Source organism: Acinetobacter sp. AS167 (assembly GCF_037152175.1).
Classification (GTDB): Bacteria; Pseudomonadota; Gammaproteobacteria; order Pseudomonadales; family Moraxellaceae; genus Acinetobacter.
In genome coordinates this window covers 1-1,803 of the sequence record NZ_JBBCMP010000028.1, presented here as the reverse complement: position 1 = coordinate 1,803, position 1,803 = coordinate 1, and the positions used below count along the sequence as shown (strand labels likewise).

At 50.4% G+C, this 1,803-nt stretch carries 1 tRNA gene and 1 rRNA gene; both read left to right on the top strand.

What is annotated here, in order from left to right:
• Positions 1–118: 118 nt before the first annotated feature.
• Positions 119–1,657: ribosomal RNA gene (locus WFN33_RS20185) — 16S ribosomal RNA — on the top strand.
• 59 nt (positions 1,658–1,716) lie between these two features.
• A tRNA-Ile gene (locus tag WFN33_RS20180) sits at positions 1,717–1,793 on the top strand.
• Positions 1,794–1,803 lie beyond the last annotated feature (10 nt).

The window sequence follows — 1,803 nt, the reverse complement described above, 5'->3', positions numbered from 1 at the left end:
ATTGATTGATCGAAATATTATCATTGATTGATTGGTTTAAATTACTCGAAGTTTATTTGAGAGAATTTGTCAGTACATTGATGAGCCAGAATTGTGACCTTAAGTCACTAATGATTTTTAACTGAAGAGTTTGATCATGGCTCAGATTGAACGCTGGCGGCAGGCTTAACACATGCAAGTCGAGCGGGGGAGATTGCTTCGGTAATTGACCTAGCGGCGGACGGGTGAGTAATACTTAGGAATCTGCCTATTAATGGGGGACAACATCTCGAAAGGGATGCTAATACCGCATACGCCCTACGGGGGAAAGCAGGGGATCACTTGTGACCTTGCGTTAATAGATGAGCCTAAGTCGGATTAGCTAGTTGGTGGGGTAAAGGCCTACCAAGGCGACGATCTGTAGCGGGTCTGAGAGGATGATCCGCCACACTGGGACTGAGACACGGCCCAGACTCCTACGGGAGGCAGCAGTGGGGAATATTGGACAATGGGGGGAACCCTGATCCAGCCATGCCGCGTGTGTGAAGAAGGCCTTATGGTTGTAAAGCACTTTAAGCGAGGAGGAGGCTCTTCTAGTTAATACCTAGGATGAGTGGACGTTACTCGCAGAATAAGCACCGGCTAACTCTGTGCCAGCAGCCGCGGTAATACAGAGGGTGCGAGCGTTAATCGGATTTACTGGGCGTAAAGCGTGCGTAGGCGGCTTTTTAAGTCGGATGTGAAATCCCCGAGCTTAACTTGGGAATTGCATTCGATACTGGGAAGCTAGAGTATGGGAGAGGATGGTAGAATTCCAGGTGTAGCGGTGAAATGCGTAGAGATCTGGAGGAATACCGATGGCGAAGGCAGCCATCTGGCCTAATACTGACGCTGAGGTACGAAAGCATGGGGAGCAAACAGGATTAGATACCCTGGTAGTCCATGCCGTAAACGATGTCTACTAGCCGTTGGGGCCTTTGAGGCTTTAGTGGCGCAGCTAACGCGATAAGTAGACCGCCTGGGGAGTACGGTCGCAAGACTAAAACTCAAATGAATTGACGGGGGCCCGCACAAGCGGTGGAGCATGTGGTTTAATTCGATGCAACGCGAAGAACCTTACCTGGTCTTGACATAGTAAGAACTTTCCAGAGATGGATTGGTGCCTTCGGGAACTTACATACAGGTGCTGCATGGCTGTCGTCAGCTCGTGTCGTGAGATGTTGGGTTAAGTCCCGCAACGAGCGCAACCCTTTTCCTTATTTGCCAGCACTTCGGGTGGGAACTTTAAGGATACTGCCAGTGACAAACTGGAGGAAGGCGGGGACGACGTCAAGTCATCATGGCCCTTACGACCAGGGCTACACACGTGCTACAATGGTCGGTACAAAGGGTTGCTACCTAGCGATAGGATGCTAATCTCAAAAAGCCGATCGTAGTCCGGATTGGAGTCTGCAACTCGACTCCATGAAGTCGGAATCGCTAGTAATCGCGGATCAGAATGCCGCGGTGAATACGTTCCCGGGCCTTGTACACACCGCCCGTCACACCATGGGAGTTTGTTGCACCAGAAGTAGGTAGTCTAACCGTAAGGAGGACGCTTACCACGGTGTGGCCGATGACTGGGGTGAAGTCGTAACAAGGTAGCCGTAGGGGAACCTGCGGCTGGATCACCTCCTTAACGAAAGATTGACGATTGGTAAGAATCCACAACAAGTTGTTCTTCATTGATGTATCTGAGGGTCTGTAGCTCAGTTGGTTAGAGCACACGCTTGATAAGCGTGGGGTCACAAGTTCAAGTCTTGTCAGACCCACCAAGTCTACTGA